Raw genomic sequence first — 15,085 nt, 5'->3', positions numbered from 1 at the left:
CCGCAGGACGGCCCCGCCGGTGACCGCCGAGACGAGGACGAACAGGGCGGGCGCCCAGCCGGCCTGTTCCTCGGTCAGGGCCTTGCCCAGGCCCGTGCCGAAGGGCGGCAGGCCCGCGAGGGCCAGGCCGCCGGTCGCGAAGAGCAGGCCGACGCCGGGCATCTCCCTGCCGCGGCCGTGCAGGTCCGGCTCGTCGACGCTGCCGTAGCGGTCCAGGAGCAGCCCCGTGCAGGCGAACAGGGCGGCCTTCGCGCCGGCGTGGCCGAGGACGTACAGGCAGGTGCCGGCGGTGGCCTCGGGGCTCAGCAGGGCGACGCCGACGAGGAACAGGCCGGTGTGCGCGACGGTGGAGAAGGCCAGCAGGCGTTTGATGTGCCGTTGCTGCCAGCACATCAGTGCCCCGGTCAGCGCGCCGAGCACGCCGAGGACGAGCAGGGCGCGGTGCAGGTCGGCGGCCGGGATGCCGCCGGGGCCGGCGAAGACGGTCGTGTGGATCCGGGCGACGCCGTACACGCCCATCTCCACCATGACGCCGGAGAGCAGCATGCACACGGGGGTGGGGGCGACGGCGTGGGCGTCGGCGAGCCAGAAGTGGAAGGGGACGGCGGCGGCCTTGACCAGCAGTCCGGTCATCAGCAGGGCGAACGAGGCGACGACGAGGAGGTGCGGCGCGGGGGCGGCGTCGAGCTGCCGGCCGGCCTGGGCCATGCCGAGTTCGCCGGTGCGCGCGTACAGCAGGCCGATGCCGAGCAGGGAGGCGTAGCCGCCGAGGGAGTTGAGGAAACCGAAGGCGAGGGCGCCCTGGACGGGGCGGGCCTCCTCGACGCGGTAGCCGGTGAGGGCGTAACCGACGACACCCATGAGTTCGAAGAAGACGAAGGCGTCGAAGAGGTCGCCGGTCAGCGCGAAGCCGCACAGGCCCGCCTGGAAGAGCAGGATCAGGGCGGGGAAGGCGCCGGCGTGACGCTGCGGGGGCTCCTCGAAGTACCGCCAGGAGTAGGCGAGCACGGCGACGACGAGGAGCGAGGTGAGGGTGGCGAGCCCCAGGCCGACGCGGTCGCCGGTCAGTACGATGCCGACGCTCACGCCGTCGTGCGGCCGCCAGGCGCCGACCCAGACGACGTCGGTGCGGTGTGTCAGGGCGCTCGCGGCGAGGGCGGCGGAGACGGCGGCGCACAGGCAGCCGATGCTTTCCGCCACCGAGCGCGGCAGCCGGCGGCCGGCGCTCACCATCAGGGCCGCGCCCAGCAGCGGCACGACCACGATCAGGGGGAGCAGCCGGCCCATCGCGGTCAGCCCTTCAGCTCGGAGAGCGCGTCGGGATCGGTGGTGCCGTACCGCTTGTCCAGCTGGAGGACGAGGGCGAGGAGCAGGGCGGTGACCGTGGCTCCGACGACGACGTCGGTGAGGGCGAGGGCCTGGACGACCGGGTCGACGACGCGGGTGGTGGTCGGGACGTCGGAGAAGACGGGGGCGCTGCCGCCGCGGCGGTAGCCGACGGCCAGCAGGAGGACGTAGGTGGACGACTGGGCCACGGCCAGACAGCCGACGGCGTGGACCAGGTTGCGGCTGGTGGCGATGCCGTACACGCCGACCAGGAAGATCCAGCCCGCGACGGCGTAGGGCAGGACGCTCATGCCCTCTCCCCCTTCCCGTTCTCGTCCGGGTTCTCGTCGTCGTTCCCGCCGTCCTCGATCTCGATGGCCTGCTCCAGGAAGTGGGCGAGCAGCACGACCACGCCGGAGGCGACCTCCATGCCGACGGCCGCGTTGAGCAGCGGGACGGTGCCGCCGGAGGCCATGGTGTTGAAGGTGCCGTGGGGCAGTGTGTTGGCGAGGTACGCCGAGCCGGCCAGCAGTCCGGCCGCTCCCAGGACGACGTACGCGGCCTCGCCAGCGCCGTCGGCGATCTCGTAGAGCTCCACGGGGCGGAGGCGTTCGAGCGCCCGGTAGTCGGCGCTGACGTACAGCAGGTGGAGGGCGGTGGCGACGACGACGCCGCCCTGGAAGCCGCCGCCCGGGCTGAGCTGGCCGTGCGCGATGACGTACAGGCCGATGGCCAGGGTGACGGGCAGCACCACGGCGCCGTACCGGCGCAGCACGGCCGGCTGGTCCGCGGGCTGGGGCCGCACGCGCCGCTCGCCGCGGGTCTGGCGCAGCAGCACGACCGTGCCGAGGACGGAGCCGAAGAGGATGCTCTCCTCGCCGAGGGTGTCGAAGGCGCGCTGGTCGAAGTTGACGGAGGAGACGGTGTTGGCAGTGTTCTGCCGCAGCGAGGTCTCGACGGCCCGGTCGCCGTACGGGTGCCACTGGCCGCCGAAGTGCGGCAGGTGCACGCAGGCGGCGGCGTAGAGGGCCGCGGTGGCCAGCAGGCCGATCGCGAGCACCCACAGCCGGGCGCGCCGGCTCATTCGCGCCGCTTCCGGCGCCGGACCTTGCGCACGGTCAGCAGGATCATCAGCGGGGTCACCACCGAGCCGACGCCGAGCTGGGACAGCCCGACGTCGGGGGCCTGGAGGACGGTGAACAGCAGGGCGAGGCCGAGGCCAAGGAGCGAGAGCACGATGGCCTGCCGGGCGGGGTCCTGGGTGAGCACGGCGAGGGTGGCGGCGGCCGCGACGAAGAGCAGCGCGAGGACGGTCAGCACGTCATCCATGCCGCACCGCCCGGGTGGTGACGACTCCCCCGGCGATCAGCAGGGCGCCGATGACGAGCAGTTTGGCCATCGCCCGGCCGGGGCCGACGGCCACGCACATCGGGACGACCGTCAGCGGCGTGCCGATGGCGACGGCCGGGGTCAGCAGACGGATGCCCGGGGGCCGTTCGGCGATCTCGTCGGCGAGCAGCCGCGCGTAGACGAGGGTTCCGGCCGGGCCCAGGACGGAGACGACCAGGGCGAGGTCGACGTAGGAGGGCCTGCCGTAGCCCTGGGAGAGCAGGAGGAAGACGAGGCACAGCAGCAGGGTGGCCATGTTCTGGGCGACGACGCGCCGGCCGGCGGGGCCGCCCGCCGCGCCCCACAGGCAGGGTCCCAGTCCGCCGGCGATGACCACCGTGGCGGCCACCAGCCACCCGTTCACCGTGACACCGCCCGGCGCGCGCCGCGGGCGGCGCAGGCGGCCAGGAGGGCGCAGCCCGCGCCGATCTCCAGGTCCAGGGGCTCCAGCGTGCTGATCAGCACGCTCCACAGCGCGGTGAGCCCGGCCCACCAGCCGGCGATCTCCGCCGCGGCGACGGCGCCGCGCCTCATCCGCTCCACCTCCGCAAGCCGGATCCGGGACGTCCGGGCAGGTGCCGGCGGGCCCCGGTACGGGCAGTATCGGCCACCGGGCCCGGCCGGACGGCGACCGGCGCCGTGGCGTGTCGCCCCGGGGCCGTACGGCTCCCGGGCCCGCGGGGTGGCGGCTGCCCGCCCCCGGGCCCGGCAAACTTCCGGCTCTTCCGCGCCCGTCGGGGTGTCGTCGCCCGGTGGCCGGGTAGCCGGGCGGGGTCACCGACGACCGACCCGAGGAGGACACACATGGGGTACCCCGACACCGCGGGCCAGCGGCGGGAGAGCAACGACGTCGTGGCCCTGCTGGTCAGGCAGCACGAGGAGATCCGGAAGCTGATGGACGAGGTCCTGGAGCGCACCGGTGAGGAGCGCGGGGACGCCTTCCGGCGTCTGGTGCATCTGCTGGCGGTGCACGAGACCGCCGAGGAGGAGGTCGTCCACCCCTACGTCCGGCACGCCGTCGACGGCGGCGAGCACGTGGTGGCCGACCGGCTCAAGGAGGAGGACGGCGCCAAGCGCACCCTGCGGCAGCTGGAGGGCATGGACCCGGACGACCCGACGTTCGTGGAACGGTTCATCAGGCTGCGGGACGCGGTGCGCGCGCACGCGCGGGCCGAGGAGACGTACGAGTTCGCCCGGCTGCAGGAGGGCGGCGAACCGGCCCGGCTGCAGGCGCTGGCGAAGGCGGTGCGGGCGGCGGAGGCCGTCGCGCCCACCCATCCGCATCCGGGCACCGAGTCCGCCGCGAAGAACGTGGCCCTGGGGCCGGTGGCCGCGGTGGTCGACCGGACGCGCGACGCGATGCGCAAGGCCATGAGCGGCACCTAGCGGCACCTAGCGGCACCTGAGGAACGAACGGAGGTCGAGGAGACGATGACCCGACTGGTGAAGGACGCGATGACCGCCGGCGCCGCCACGGTGCGGCCCGAGGCGTCGCTGGTGGAGGTGGCACAGCTGATGCGGGATCAGGACATCGGGGATGTGGTCGTGGCCGACGGCGACGCCGTCGTGGGCGTGATCACCGACCGGGACGTCACCGTCCGCGCGGTGGCGGGCGGCGTGGACCCGGTGTCGGTGAGCGCGGGGGCGGTGTGCACCCGGCGCCCCGTCCTGATCACCCCGGACGCCCCGGTGGACGACGCGGTCACGCTGATGCGGGAGAACGCCGTGCGCCGGCTGCCGGTGGTGGAGGACGGACGGCCCGTGGGCGTACTGAGTCTCGGGGATCTCGCCCGGGAGCGGGATCCCCGCTCGGCCCTCGCCGAGATCAGCAGGGCCGCGCCCGACCGCTGAGCTGCCGGAACCCCGCCTGGGGGTGCCCCCTTGGGGGCACCCCCAGGCGTCAGTCGCGGGGCAGCAGGGTACCGAGCGGGCCGAGGTCGAGGTTGAGGTCCGACGGGTCGACGCCGTGCCGGTCGCAGAGCTCGGCCATCCGCTCCTCCAGCAGCATCAGGGTCAGTCCGATGCGCTCCTCCTGCTCCTCGGTCAGCCCGCCCTCCTCGACCCGGCGCAGCGCCTGGCGTTCCATCAGCTGGCGCAGCAGCTCGACCACGGTCAGGACGAGGGTGGCCAGGTCGCGTTCGACGGTTTCCGGTTCGAGGTCGAGACGGCTCACCGGGGTTCCCCCCCGGCGAGGGGCGTCAGGGCGGACACCGAGCCGATCAGCAGGCGCAGTTCGATCCGGACGAGGTCGACGTCGGCGATGCTCAGGGTGAGGTCGCCGGCCACGACGGCGCCCGCGGCGAGCAGCCGGTCGAGCAGGTCCACGAGGGACACCTCCGGATGGCCGCGGAGGTCCAGGTCCGGGGAGGTGCTGGTGCTCATGCCGGGCACCCGCCCGGCTCGGACCCCGCCGGTCCTGTCGGTCCTGTCGGTCCTGCCGGTCCTGTCGGTTCCGTCGGTTCCGTCACGAAGGAGTAGGGCGCCCACGGGCCCGTCATCTCCAGCCGCAGCCCGTCGCCGGGCATGTCCAGGGCGGTGACGCGGGCGGCGAAGTCCCGTGACCGGTCGCGGGGGACGAGGTAGGCGGCGTTGAGGACGTTGCGGTCGGGGGTCCCGGCCAGGCGCGGGTCCTGCGGACGGTGCAGCCGGGCGTTCCGCGCGTGGCGGGAGAGTTCGGTGTGGACGTGCCGGCACAGCTCCGCGATGCGCCGGCCGGAGTGCTCCTGCCGTTCCCGCTCGCGCCGGCGGCGGCGCAGATACTCCCGGCCGGCGGAGCCGGAGAACGCGGAGGGTGCGGACGGTTCGGGCCGCTCCGCCCGCTCGGCGGGGACCGCGTAGATCTTCACGCCCCATTCGACGCAGCCGTCCAGCCGCTCCAGGTCCGCGGCGAACCGCTCCCGCCCGGCGTCGAGCGCCCGGCGCAGGCCGGTCTCGTCGCGGTGGACGGTGGCCAGCCGCAGCGGCAGGACGGAGCCGAGCGGGGCGACCGCGGCGACGACCGCCTGGTGTGCGCGGGCGGTGGCCTCCAGCCAGCGCAGATCCTCCAGACGCTCGCGCAGCGCGGCTTCGCCGAACTCGTCGGCGGGCACCGGGCCGACCACGGCCGCGAGCCCCGCGTGCCGTACGACGCGCACGGGGGCGCCGCCCACGCCGCGTGTCCCGCCGGGCGGCGCGGGGGCCGTGGGGCGCGTCAGGGCGTAGGCGTACAGCAGGTCGCTCACCTGGGCTCCTCCCCGTTTCCGCGCGCGCTCTCCAGCGCGGCGATCCTGTTTCTGAGCTCCTCGTTCTCGGCGCGCAGGGCGCGGTCGCGGGCGCCGGAGGACAGGGACGGGTCGCTCTCCCACCAGTCGATGCCCATCTGTTTCGCGCGTTCCACCGAGGCCACGACCAGTCGCAGCCTGATGGTCAGCAGTTCGATGTCGAGCAGGTCGACCCGGATGTCCCCGGCGATGACCACGCCCTTGTCGAGGACGCGTTCGAGGATGTCGGCGAGGTTGGCGCCGCCGGCCGGGCCGTAGGGGTCCCCGGGCAGGGGTGCCGGTACGGTCATGTCACGCTCTCCCGTTCTGTGGTCGGGGCTGCGGATGCTCGGCCTCCCAGCGGTCGAGGAGCGCGTCCTCCAGGCGGTCGAACTCGGCCTCGTCGATCTCCCCGGCCAGCAGCCGGGCCTCCAGCCGGCGCAGTTCGGCGCGGAGCACGGCGGGGTCGTGGTACTGGCGTTCCGCCTCCTTCAGCAGCTGCCGGACGCACCAGCCCGCGCAGCGCACCGGGGCGGCGGGCAGCAGGAGCAGTTCGCCGATCAGTCCCACGGTTCCCCGTCCGTTCCCGTCATTCGACGAAGCTGTAGGGGGGCAGGGGCCCGGTCACGGTCAGCTCCAGCCGCGCGTGGCCGCTCTCGACGGACCGTGCGGCGGCGAGGAACGCCTCGGCGCGTTCGCGGGCCACCAGGAACGAGACGTCGAGCAGGCGCTTGTCGCCGCCCGGGCCGTCCTGCTCGGCCTCCGCGTGCGGCCGCAGCGCGTCCCGGACGGCCCGGGCGTCGCTCACCTCGCGGGCGCGGACGGCCTGGGCGACCATCTCGCCCAGCCGCAGGCGCTCCTGGTAGGAACCGCCGCCGGCGGCCCGGCAGGACTCGTTGAGCGTCCGCACGGCCGGTTCCTCCTCCAGGACCTGGCGCAGCACGGCTTCCTCGCGGTGGGCGGCCTTGACGTTGTACTCGACCCTGCCGTCGAGGGCCTCCAGCCGCTGCCGGTAGTGGCCGGCGCGTTCGGTGAGGACGGCGCGGACCGCGTCGTCGCTCTCGGAGAGGCTGCCGAAGCGCAGCGGCAGGACGGGCCCGTCGGCGCCGGCCTCGGCGAGGACCGACTGGTGGGCGAGGAGGTCGCGGCGCTTGGCGCGCAGCTGGTCGGGGCAGTCGCTGACCAGGGCCGCGAGCCCGTCCGCCTCCACGGTACGGACGGGGTGCGGCGGGTCACCGATCCCCCGCAGCGGCTTGCGCGATGCCGGCCGTCCGGCGCGGGCGATGCCGTAGACGTAGGTGCTCACTCCGCCTCTTCCTCCTTCCGGCGGGTGCCGCCGCGCCGGGCGGGCTGCTTGCTGCCGCCGGTGTCCTGACCGTCCCCGCGGATCTGGCGGAAGGTGTCGGCCACGCTCTGCGCGGCGCCGGTCAGGGCGCCCTTGGTCTTGCCGTGCGCGCCGGACTCGGTCATGTCGCCGACGATCTCGGTGAGCCCGGGGCTGCGGTTCGGGCCGGACTCCAGGTCGAGGCGGTTGCACGCCTCGGCGAAGCGCAGATAGGTGTCGACGCTCGCCACGACCACCCGTACGTCGATCTTCAGGATCTCGATGCCGACCAGGGAGACCCGCACGAACGCGTCGATCACCAGCCCCCGGTCGAGGATCAGTTCGAGGACGTCGTAGAGGCCGCTGGTGCCGCCACCTCCGCCCGGCGCCCGTGCTTCGGGTACCACAGTCATCTCTCGCTCCTCCTTCCTCAGCTCTCTCGGCTCTTTCGCGGTTCTTCTCAGCTCCGGTCGGCGCGCCCGCGCTCGTAGCGGCGCGTGCGCCGGTAGCCGGTGAGGTGTCCCTCGGCGTCGAGCCGGATCTCGTAGGTGGCCAGCAGGCTCATGGTGTCCGGGATCCGGGACAGCTCGAGGACCTCGACCTGGAGCGCCCAGCCCTCGCCGTCGCGGTCCAGGGACGAGACCGACTCGGCCTCCAGACCGGTCAGCTCCCCGAATTCCGCCCGGGCCGTGCGCAGCACCCGGATCAGGGGCGGGCCGCCGGACTCGCGCTCGCGGCCGTCGTTGCTGTTGCGGTCGTTGCTGTTGCGGTCGTCGTTGCCGTGGCTGTCGTCGTGCTCGCTGCCGGGGTTGTCGTTCGCTCGTCGCGCCATCGGTACCTCGCGATCGGTCAGGGGGTACCTCGTGGCGCGGATACCGTGCCCCGGCCGCCGTAAACCTTTGGCCCACGGACCGGGGGGGGCGGACGGTGAGGTTTCACATCGGGCCGCGTGGTTACCCGTCGGGTCTGAGCCCCGTCGCGGCGTGAGGAGGAACCAGCCCCGATGACCCGGTACGGATACTTCCTGTCCTGCGAGGAGCACACCCCCAAGGCGCTGGTCGAGCAGGCCCGGATGGCGGAGGACGCGGGGTTCACCTCGCTGTGGATCTCCGACCACTTCCACCCGTGGACCGACGCCCAGGGACAGAGTCCGTTCGTATGGTCGGTGATCGGGGCGATCGCGCAGGCCACGCGGCTGCCGGTGCAGACCGCCGTGACCTGCCCGACCGTGCGGATGCACCCCGTGATCACCGCGCAGGCGGCCGCCACCAGCGCGGCGCTGCTCGGCCCCGGCCGCTTCCGGCTCGGCGTGGGCAGCGGCGAGGCGCTCAACGAGCACGTCCTCGGCGGTCCGTGGCCGCGGGCGGCCGTGCGGCTGGAGATGCTGGAGGAGGCCGTCGAGGTGATGCGGCTGCTCTTCCGGGGAGACCGGGTCAACCACCGCGGCAGGCACTACACCGTCGAGAACGCCCGGCTGTACACGCTGCCCGACGAGCCGGTGCCCATCGACATCTCGGCGTTCGGCCCGGCCGCGCTGGAGCTGGCCGGCCGGATCGGCGACGGGCTCGTGGCGATCGCGCCCGACAAGGGGGCGGTGAAGGGCTTCCGGGGCATGGGCGGCGCCGGGAAGCCGGTCTTCGGCGGGGTCAAGGTGTGCTGGGGCCCCGACCGCGAGGCCGCGGTGGACACGGCGCACGCGCGCTGGGCCGTGGAGCAGTTGCCCGGCGAGCTGAACCAGGTGCTGCCCACCCCCACCCACTTCGAACAGGCCGCCCAGCTGGTCCCCCGGGAGACGGTCGCGCGCAACGTGACCTGCGGCGACGACGTCGACGCGCACGTCACGGCGCTGCGCGAGTTCGCCGCGGCCGGCTTCGACCGGGTTCATGTGAACCAGATCGGCCCCGATCAGCGGGGCTTCTTCGACTTCTACCGCACGAAGGTGCTGCCGCAGCTGGTGGGCTGACGGCCGCCGCACACCTCGGGAGGTGTTTTCCCTCATGGGCCGGAACGTGTCCGACCACATCCTGGAGCGCCTGCGCGCCTGGGACGTGGAGCGCGTCTTCGGGTATCCGGGCGACGGGATCAACGGACTGCTGGCCGCCTGGGGCCGGGCCGAGAACCGGCCGCGCTTCGTCCAGGCCCGGCACGAGGAGATGGCGGCCTTCGAGGCCGTCGGCTACGCCAAGTTCAGCGGTCGGCTGGGGGTGTGCGCGGCGACGTCCGGGCCGGGCGCGATCCACCTGCTCAACGGGCTCTACGACGCGAAGCTGGACCATGTGCCGGTGCTGGCGCTGGTCGGCCAGACGCACCGGTCCGCGATGGGCGGGGCGTACCAGCAGGAAGTGGACCTGCACACGCTCTTCAAGGACGTCGCCTCGGAGTTCGTCGAGACCGTGACCGTCCCCGAGCAGCTGCCGAACGTGCTGGACCGGGCGGTGCGCACCGCCTACGCGCGTCGCGCGCCGACCGCCGTCATCGTGCCCGCGGACGTGCAGGAGCTGCCCTACTCCCCGCCGTCCCACGCGTTCAAGATGGTGCCGTCCAGCCTGGACCGCAGCAGCTGGCAGACGACTCCCTCGGACGACTCGCTGCGGCGGGCCGCCGAGGTGCTGAACTCGGGCGAGCGGGTGGCGATGCTCATCGGCCAGGGGGCGGCCGGGGCGCGGGCCGAGGTCGCGGAGATCGCGGAGCTGCTGGGCGCGGGCGTCGCGAAGGCGCTGCTGGGCCTGGACGCGCTGAGCGACGAACTCCCGTACGTCACCGGGTCGATCGGACTGCTGGGCACGCGGCCCTCGTACGTGATGATGCGCGACTGCGACACGCTGCTGACGGTGGGCTCGAACTTCCCCTACTCGCAGTTCCTGCCGGAGTTCGGCAAGGCGCGGGCGGTGCAGATCGAGATCGATCCGCATCTGGCCGGTATGCGCTACCCGTACGAGGTCAATCTCATCGGCGACGCGCGCGAGACGCTGCGGCGGCTGCTGCCCATGCTGCGCCGCAAGGACAACCAGGACTGGCGGGACGAGGTCGTCGCGAACGTCTCACGGTGGAAGAAGGTGATGGCGCGCCGCGCCTCCGTCGCCGCCGATCCCGTCAACCCGGAGTATGTGGCGCGGATGCTGTCGCCGCTGCTGCCCGACGACGCGATCGTGACCTCCGACTCCGGTTCCGTCGCCAACTGGTACGCCCGGCACGTGCGGATGCGGGGCTCGATGCGCGGCTCCCTGTCGGGGACGCTGGCCACGATGGGGTGCGGGGTGCCGTACGCGATCGGGGCGAAGTTCGCACACCCGAACCGGCCGGTGGTGGCACTGGTCGGGGACGGGGCCATGCAGATGAACGGGCTGGCGGAGCTGGTCACGGCCGCCAAGTACCAGTCGCAGTGGGACGATCCCCGGCTGGTGGTGGGCGTGTGGAACAACCGTGACCTCAACCAGGTGACGTGGGAGATGCGGGCCATGGCCGGCTCCCCGCAGTTCCTGCCGTCGCAGGCGCTGCCGGACGTGCCCTACGCGGACTTCGCCCGCTCGATCGGGCTGGCGGGCGTCCGGGTGGAGAAGCCGGGTGACGTGGAGGAGGCCTGGCGCGAGGCGCTGGCGGCGAAGCGGCCGGCGGTGGTGGAGTTCCTCACCGATCCGGCCGTGCCGCCGATCCCCCCGCACGCGGAGTGGTCGCAGATCGAGGCCACGGCGGCGGCGGTGCTCAAGGGCGACGCGGACCGCGTCGGCATGATCCGGCAGGGCTTCAAGGCGAAGGTGCAGGAGTTCCTCCCCGGCGGTCCGAAGGGCTCCGGCAGGGGGTCCGCTTGACGGCCGGGCAGGGCGGGCGGAGCGTCCGGGGCGGGCGGATCGAGCGCGTCGAGGCGGCGGCCTACACCGTGCCCACCGACGCGCCGGAGGCCGACGGCACGCTCGCCTGGGACGCCACGACGATGGTGGTGGTCGAGGCCGGCTGCGGCGACGAGTCCGGCCTCGGCTGGACGTACGCGCCGGCGGCGGCCGCGGCCGCGGTGTCCGGTCTGCTGCGCGATGTCGTCGTGGGGCGCGATCCGCTGGACGTGCCGGGCGCGCACGAGGCGATGGTCCGCGCCGTGCGCAACGCCGGCCGGCCCGGGCTCGTGGGCGACGCCCTCTCCGCGGTCGACATGGCCCTGTGGGACCTCAAGGCCCGGTTGCTCGGGCTGCCGCTGCCGGAGCTGATCGGCAGGGTGCGCGAGGACGTCCCCGTCTACGGCTCGGGTGGCTTCACGACGTACCACGACACCCGGCTGGCCACCCAGCTGACCGGCTGGGCGCACGGCCAGGGCATCCCCCGCGTGAAGATCAAGATCGGGGAGTCCTGGGGCCGGGACGTGGCGCGCGACCTCGCCCGCGTCCGGCACGCCCGCGAGACGATCGGGCCCGGGACGGACCTGTACGTGGACGCCAACGGGGCGTACACCCGCAAGCAGGCGGTACGCGTGGGGCGGGCGCTGGCCGAGCTGGGCGTGGTCTGGTTCGAGGAGCCGGTCTCCTCCGACGACCTGGAGGGCCTGCGGGTGGTGCGCGACGCGTGCGACTGTGACGTCGCCGCCGGCGAGTACGGCCACGACCTGCCGTACTTCGCGCGGATGGCGCCCGTCGTCGACTGCCTCCAGGCGGACGCCACGCGCTGCGGCGGGTTCACGGAGTGGCTGCGCGCGGCGGCGGTCGCGCAGGCGCACGGGCTGGAGATCTCGGGGCACTGCGCGCCGCACCTGCACGCGCAGGTGGCGGCGTGCGTGCCGAACCTGCGGCACATCGAGTGGTTCCACGACCACGTCCGCATCGAGACGGCCCTCTTCACCGGCGCCCTGGACCCGGCGGGCGGCACGGTACGGCCGGGGGCGAGCGGAGAACCCGGCCACGGAATGCGTCTCAAGCGCGAGGAGGCCGAGCCGTGCCGCGTGCTGTGACCCTTGACTCGGGAACCGAAGAGGAGACACCACCGATGGATCACGAGCGCGCCCCCGTGCCGAAGGCGCCCGGCCGGATCGCCTGCCGGCGCACACGAGCGGAAACGGGGATGTACGTCCCGGACTGCGCCGGAAAGTCGCTGCGCACGCTGCGGGTGGTGGCCGCATGAGCGAAGAAGTGGAGGACGTCACCACCCGGTACCTGATGTACGGGGTACTGCCCTTCTGGTTCGTGCCGGGAGTGGCCGACTGGGTCATGCACCGCCGCACCCGCATCGAGGAGACCTCCGGCACCCGCGAGTCGGCCATCCACGCGCTGATGATGGCCGAGGTGGGCGTACCGATCACGCTGACGCTGCTGTGCGAGGTCAACCCGCTGCTGCTGACGGTGCAGCTGGGCGCGGCGGCCTGCCACGAGGCGACCGCGCTGTGGGACGTGCGCACGGCCGTGCGCAGCGACCGCGACGTCAGGCCGGTCGAGCAGCACATCCACAGCTTCCTGGAGTCGCTGCCGTTCGCCGCCATGGCCTCGCTGATGTGCCTCCACCACGACCAGGTGCGCTCACTGCTGCGCGGCGGCCGCGACGATCCCCGGGCGTGGCGGCTGGTGCCGCGCCGCAAGCCACTGCCCGCCGGCTATCTGGCGGCGATCGCGCTGGCGGTGGGCGTCTGCGTGGCGCTGCCGTACGGGGAGGAACTGCGCCGCTGCGTGCGGGCGGGCCGCAAGCGCAGGAAGAGCGAGAACAGCCGGAAGAGCGGGAAGAGCCGGAAGTGCAAGAGGAAAGGACTGACATCATGAACGTCGCGTTCCTGGTGGCGCCGCAGGGCGTCGAGCAGGTGGAGCTGACCGAGCCGTGGAAGGCGGTGGAGGGCGCGGGCGCCACACCGCGCCTGATCTCCACGAAGTCCGGCCGCATCCAGGCGTTCGACCACCTGGACAAGGCGGACACCTTTCCCGTCGACCAGATCGTCGGCGAGGCGGCGGTGACGCAATTCGACCTGCTGGTCCTGCCGGGTGGGGTGGCCAACCCGGACTTCCTGCGCATGGACCCCATGGCGGTCGGCTTCGTTCGGGAGTTCTTCAGCGCGGGCAAGCCGGTCGCGGCGATCTGCCACGCCCCGTGGACGCTCATCGAGGCCGACGCCGTGCGCGGGCGCACCATGACATCCTGGCCCAGCCTGCGGACCGACCTGCAGAACGCGGGCGCGACATGGGTCGACGAGCAGGTGAAGGTCTGCGAGCGGGGCCCGAACACGCTGATCACCAGCCGCAAGCCGGACGATCTCAAGGCGTTCTGCGAGGCGGTCGTGAACGTGCTGCGGTGATTCCCGGGTCCGCCTCGGCTCCCGGCCTGGGCGAGAGCCATCCGTGCGGCGGAGTGCCGGTCCGGTGCTCCGGCGGCGCCGCCGGTGTCCGAGAACCCCACCGGACCGAGGACGGCTTCTCAAGGCGACACTGCTTGGCGGTCATCGAGTCATCGATGGTCCGAGCTCTCGGGACATGCGCCGGAGATCGTCCACTCGTCTGTCCAGAGCCTCCACAAGATTCGCAGTCGCGCGGCGTCCGCGGGCGGCAGGCTCCTGGAGAGATGGGCAGGAGCCCGCCATTCCCACTCCATGCCGGCCCGCTCCGCAAGAGACGATCCGCAAGTGCCTCGGCTACCTCTACCCGGTCCTGACCGACTGGGCCACCCGTGTCACCTCACGCGCGTCTTCGGCATCGCCGCCGAGACCGCGATGAAGTACATCTACACCGCCCACCCCGAACGCCGGTCCACCCTGTGGCGATAGCTATCCGGGCCCCGAATATCACTATCGCCCCGTCTGGGAGCCCCCGACACTGGAGGGGCTGCCAGGCCAGCCGTGGCACCCTGCCGCATGCCGTGAGACTATAGAAATCCGTCTGCAGCGGATGCATCGCGATCATTCCGAAAAGAGCTCGTCACCGCGCCGTTTACCGGAACAGCTCCGCTCCGAAGGGGCGATCGTCATGCCGAATGACTTGGATCCCGAAGCTACGATTCGTGCCCTCGACGGCGTAGGGGTGGATTTCAGTATTCCGAAGTCCGCTCTCACCGACTTTCTGGGCAACGCCGAGTTCACGCCGTACCCGGCACTCTCCGCGGGATTGCTCTCATTGCTCGACGGGCGCATGCTGCAACGCCCGGTCTTCCTCGACGTCATCGTGTTCAACTACGAGCACTCACCGGGCGATCCATCGCCCCGCCGGCTTGAGGACGTCGATTTCGAGGTCCTCAAGGAAGCGGTACTCGAAGGGTTCAACAATCGTTACGCGACGGAGCATACTGATTTCGGGTCACTACTGAAGCCGCAGGACGTACCGCAACCGCCGCCCGTGCAAACGCTCTCACTCGTCGTCGAAGGCACCGTGAACATTCACGACGGGATCACCTTCGTCGACACGGACAACCCCCGGGTCGAGTCCAGGACCAAGCTGATCACAGTGCGCTCCGAGTCGGCGAACGCCATGGTGCCGCAGGAACTCATCCGGAATGACAAGACCTGGCACTTCACCAACGGAGACGTCCGGCTCTCCGTCGCCAACGGCGAAGCGGACGCGGGATCGATCCCGCGTCCCGTCCGGGCCGGATCCTTGAGCGACAGCGCATACGCCTGGCCCGCCACCCCGGGAACGTTCAGTGGCGACGCCGGTTCCGAAGTCAAGCTGCTGTCCCGCATCCGCGTCGGCTACCACCCGGTCGACATCAAGCTCCTGGTCGAAGCCCCCAAGGGGTTCGCCGCCAACCCGACCGAGCAGGCACGCATCGCGCTCGACCCGGAAGTGCTTCTCGTCCCCGTCGAAGTCGCGCGCTTCTTCTCCGACAGCGTCCCGGTCTCGGAGATCACGGCGGC

Annotated in this window: 22 protein-coding genes and 1 pseudogene; 9 read left to right on the top strand and 14 right to left on the bottom strand. The window is 72.7% G+C overall.

Annotated elements, in window-relative coordinates; genetic code table 11:
- From AB0K09_RS18830 to AB0K09_RS18805, 6 genes are all read right to left on the bottom strand, one after another.
- A partial coding sequence (locus AB0K09_RS18830) for a proton-conducting transporter membrane subunit (RefSeq protein WP_366066496.1) occupies positions 1-1,287 on the bottom strand: 1,287 nt, incomplete at its 3' end.
- A gap of 5 nt (positions 1,288-1,292) precedes the next feature.
- Positions 1,293-1,637 (bottom strand): NADH-quinone oxidoreductase subunit K, encoded by a 345-nt coding sequence (locus AB0K09_RS18825; protein ID WP_366066495.1) that lies wholly within the window; start codon positions 1,635-1,637, stop codon positions 1,293-1,295.
- A complete protein-coding gene (locus tag AB0K09_RS18820) occupies positions 1,634-2,410 on the bottom strand; it encodes an MnhB domain-containing protein (RefSeq protein ID WP_366066494.1) in 777 nt (258 codons plus the stop codon). Before AB0K09_RS18820 ends, AB0K09_RS18825 begins: the two co-directional genes overlap by 4 nt.
- Positions 2,407-2,655, bottom strand: a complete 249-nt coding sequence (locus AB0K09_RS18815; protein WP_366066493.1) for a hydrogenase subunit MbhD domain-containing protein — start codon at positions 2,653-2,655, stop codon at positions 2,407-2,409. The genes AB0K09_RS18820 and AB0K09_RS18815 overlap by 4 nt, the downstream gene beginning before the upstream one ends.
- Positions 2,648-3,079 carry an MrpF/PhaF family protein gene (locus AB0K09_RS18810; RefSeq protein WP_366066492.1) on the bottom strand — a complete coding sequence of 144 codons (432 nt, stop codon included), beginning with the start codon at positions 3,077-3,079 and terminating at the stop codon, positions 2,648-2,650. The genes AB0K09_RS18815 and AB0K09_RS18810 overlap by 8 nt, the downstream gene beginning before the upstream one ends.
- Positions 3,076-3,249 carry a hypothetical protein gene (locus AB0K09_RS18805; RefSeq protein WP_366066491.1) on the bottom strand — a complete coding sequence of 58 codons (174 nt, stop codon included), beginning with the start codon at positions 3,247-3,249 and terminating at the stop codon, positions 3,076-3,078. Before AB0K09_RS18805 ends, AB0K09_RS18810 begins: the two co-directional genes overlap by 4 nt.
- A gap of 270 nt (positions 3,250-3,519) precedes the next feature.
- Here AB0K09_RS18805 and AB0K09_RS18800 point away from each other — a divergent pair, with 270 nt between their 5' ends.
- Positions 3,520-4,101: a hemerythrin domain-containing protein gene (locus tag AB0K09_RS18800; protein ID WP_366066490.1), complete on the top strand. Its 582-nt coding sequence runs from the start codon at positions 3,520-3,522 to the stop codon at positions 4,099-4,101.
- Positions 4,102-4,146: 45 nt separating this feature from the next.
- The gene (locus AB0K09_RS18795; protein WP_366066489.1) at positions 4,147-4,566 is read left to right on the top strand and encodes a CBS domain-containing protein; all 420 of its coding nucleotides are present in this window, start codon (positions 4,147-4,149) and stop codon (positions 4,564-4,566) included.
- 49 nt (positions 4,567-4,615) lie between these two features.
- Here AB0K09_RS18795 and AB0K09_RS18790 read toward each other — a convergent pair whose 3' ends face one another.
- The 8 genes from AB0K09_RS18790 to gvpO are packed head-to-tail and all read right to left on the bottom strand — an operon-like array spanning position 4,616 to position 8,110.
- Positions 4,616-4,888 carry a gas vesicle protein K gene (locus AB0K09_RS18790; protein WP_366066488.1) on the bottom strand — a complete coding sequence of 91 codons (273 nt, stop codon included), beginning with the start codon at positions 4,886-4,888 and terminating at the stop codon, positions 4,616-4,618.
- Positions 4,885-5,097 (bottom strand): gas vesicle protein, encoded by a 213-nt coding sequence (locus tag AB0K09_RS18785; RefSeq protein WP_366066487.1) that lies wholly within the window; start codon positions 5,095-5,097, stop codon positions 4,885-4,887. The genes AB0K09_RS18790 and AB0K09_RS18785 overlap by 4 nt, the downstream gene beginning before the upstream one ends.
- Positions 5,094-5,936: a GvpL/GvpF family gas vesicle protein gene (locus tag AB0K09_RS18780; protein ID WP_366066486.1), complete on the bottom strand. Its 843-nt coding sequence runs from the start codon at positions 5,934-5,936 to the stop codon at positions 5,094-5,096. The genes AB0K09_RS18785 and AB0K09_RS18780 overlap by 4 nt, the downstream gene beginning before the upstream one ends.
- Positions 5,933-6,265: a gas vesicle protein gene (locus AB0K09_RS18775; protein ID WP_366066485.1), complete on the bottom strand. Its 333-nt coding sequence runs from the start codon at positions 6,263-6,265 to the stop codon at positions 5,933-5,935. The genes AB0K09_RS18780 and AB0K09_RS18775 overlap by 4 nt, the downstream gene beginning before the upstream one ends.
- A 1-nt stretch (position 6,266) precedes the next feature.
- Positions 6,267-6,524 (bottom strand): gas vesicle protein GvpG, encoded by a 258-nt coding sequence (locus AB0K09_RS18770; protein ID WP_366066484.1) that lies wholly within the window; start codon positions 6,522-6,524, stop codon positions 6,267-6,269.
- Positions 6,525-6,543: 19 nt separating this feature from the next.
- Positions 6,544-7,260 (bottom strand): GvpL/GvpF family gas vesicle protein, encoded by a 717-nt coding sequence (locus AB0K09_RS18765; RefSeq protein WP_366066483.1) that lies wholly within the window; start codon positions 7,258-7,260, stop codon positions 6,544-6,546.
- Entirely contained in the window at positions 7,257-7,691 is a 435-nt protein-coding gene (locus AB0K09_RS18760; protein WP_366066482.1) for a gas vesicle structural protein GvpA, read from the bottom strand. Before AB0K09_RS18760 ends, AB0K09_RS18765 begins: the two co-directional genes overlap by 4 nt.
- Before the next feature lie 47 nt (positions 7,692-7,738).
- Positions 7,739-8,110 carry a gas vesicle protein GvpO gene (gvpO, locus tag AB0K09_RS18755; protein WP_366066481.1) on the bottom strand — a complete coding sequence of 124 codons (372 nt, stop codon included), beginning with the start codon at positions 8,108-8,110 and terminating at the stop codon, positions 7,739-7,741.
- Positions 8,111-8,281: 171 nt separating this feature from the next.
- On the opposite strand from gvpO, the gene AB0K09_RS18750 reads away from it, so the two are divergent.
- From AB0K09_RS18750 to AB0K09_RS18720, 7 genes and pseudogenes are all read left to right on the top strand, one after another.
- The gene (locus AB0K09_RS18750) at positions 8,282-9,241 is read left to right on the top strand and encodes a TIGR03557 family F420-dependent LLM class oxidoreductase (RefSeq protein WP_366066480.1); all 960 of its coding nucleotides are present in this window, start codon (positions 8,282-8,284) and stop codon (positions 9,239-9,241) included.
- Between the two features lie 34 nt (positions 9,242-9,275).
- On the top strand, positions 9,276-11,087 hold the full coding sequence (locus tag AB0K09_RS18745) for a thiamine pyrophosphate-requiring protein (protein ID WP_366066479.1): 1,812 nt from the start codon (positions 9,276-9,278) through the stop codon (positions 11,085-11,087).
- Positions 11,084-12,211, top strand: a complete 1,128-nt coding sequence (locus AB0K09_RS18740; protein ID WP_366066478.1) for an enolase C-terminal domain-like protein — start codon at positions 11,084-11,086, stop codon at positions 12,209-12,211. The genes AB0K09_RS18745 and AB0K09_RS18740 overlap by 4 nt, the downstream gene beginning before the upstream one ends.
- Positions 12,212-12,246: 35 nt before the next feature.
- Positions 12,247-12,381, top strand: a complete 135-nt coding sequence (locus AB0K09_RS18735) for a hypothetical protein (RefSeq protein ID WP_366066477.1) — start codon at positions 12,247-12,249, stop codon at positions 12,379-12,381.
- Entirely contained in the window at positions 12,378-13,010 is a 633-nt protein-coding gene (locus tag AB0K09_RS18730) for a diguanylate cyclase (protein WP_366066476.1), read from the top strand. The genes AB0K09_RS18735 and AB0K09_RS18730 overlap by 4 nt, the downstream gene beginning before the upstream one ends.
- Positions 13,007-13,537, top strand: a complete 531-nt coding sequence (locus tag AB0K09_RS18725; protein WP_366066475.1) for a type 1 glutamine amidotransferase domain-containing protein — start codon at positions 13,007-13,009, stop codon at positions 13,535-13,537. The genes AB0K09_RS18730 and AB0K09_RS18725 overlap by 4 nt, the downstream gene beginning before the upstream one ends.
- A 664-nt stretch (positions 13,538-14,201) precedes the next feature.
- Positions 14,202-15,085 (top strand): annotated as a pseudogene (locus AB0K09_RS18720) (hypothetical protein); the annotation flags it as partial.

The organism is Streptomyces sp. NPDC049577 (assembly GCF_040675635.1).
GTDB lineage: Bacteria > Actinomycetota > Actinomycetes > Streptomycetales > Streptomycetaceae > Streptomyces.
The sequence above is the reverse complement of the archived record's forward strand: the minus strand, read 5'-3'. Positions and strand labels throughout refer to the sequence as shown.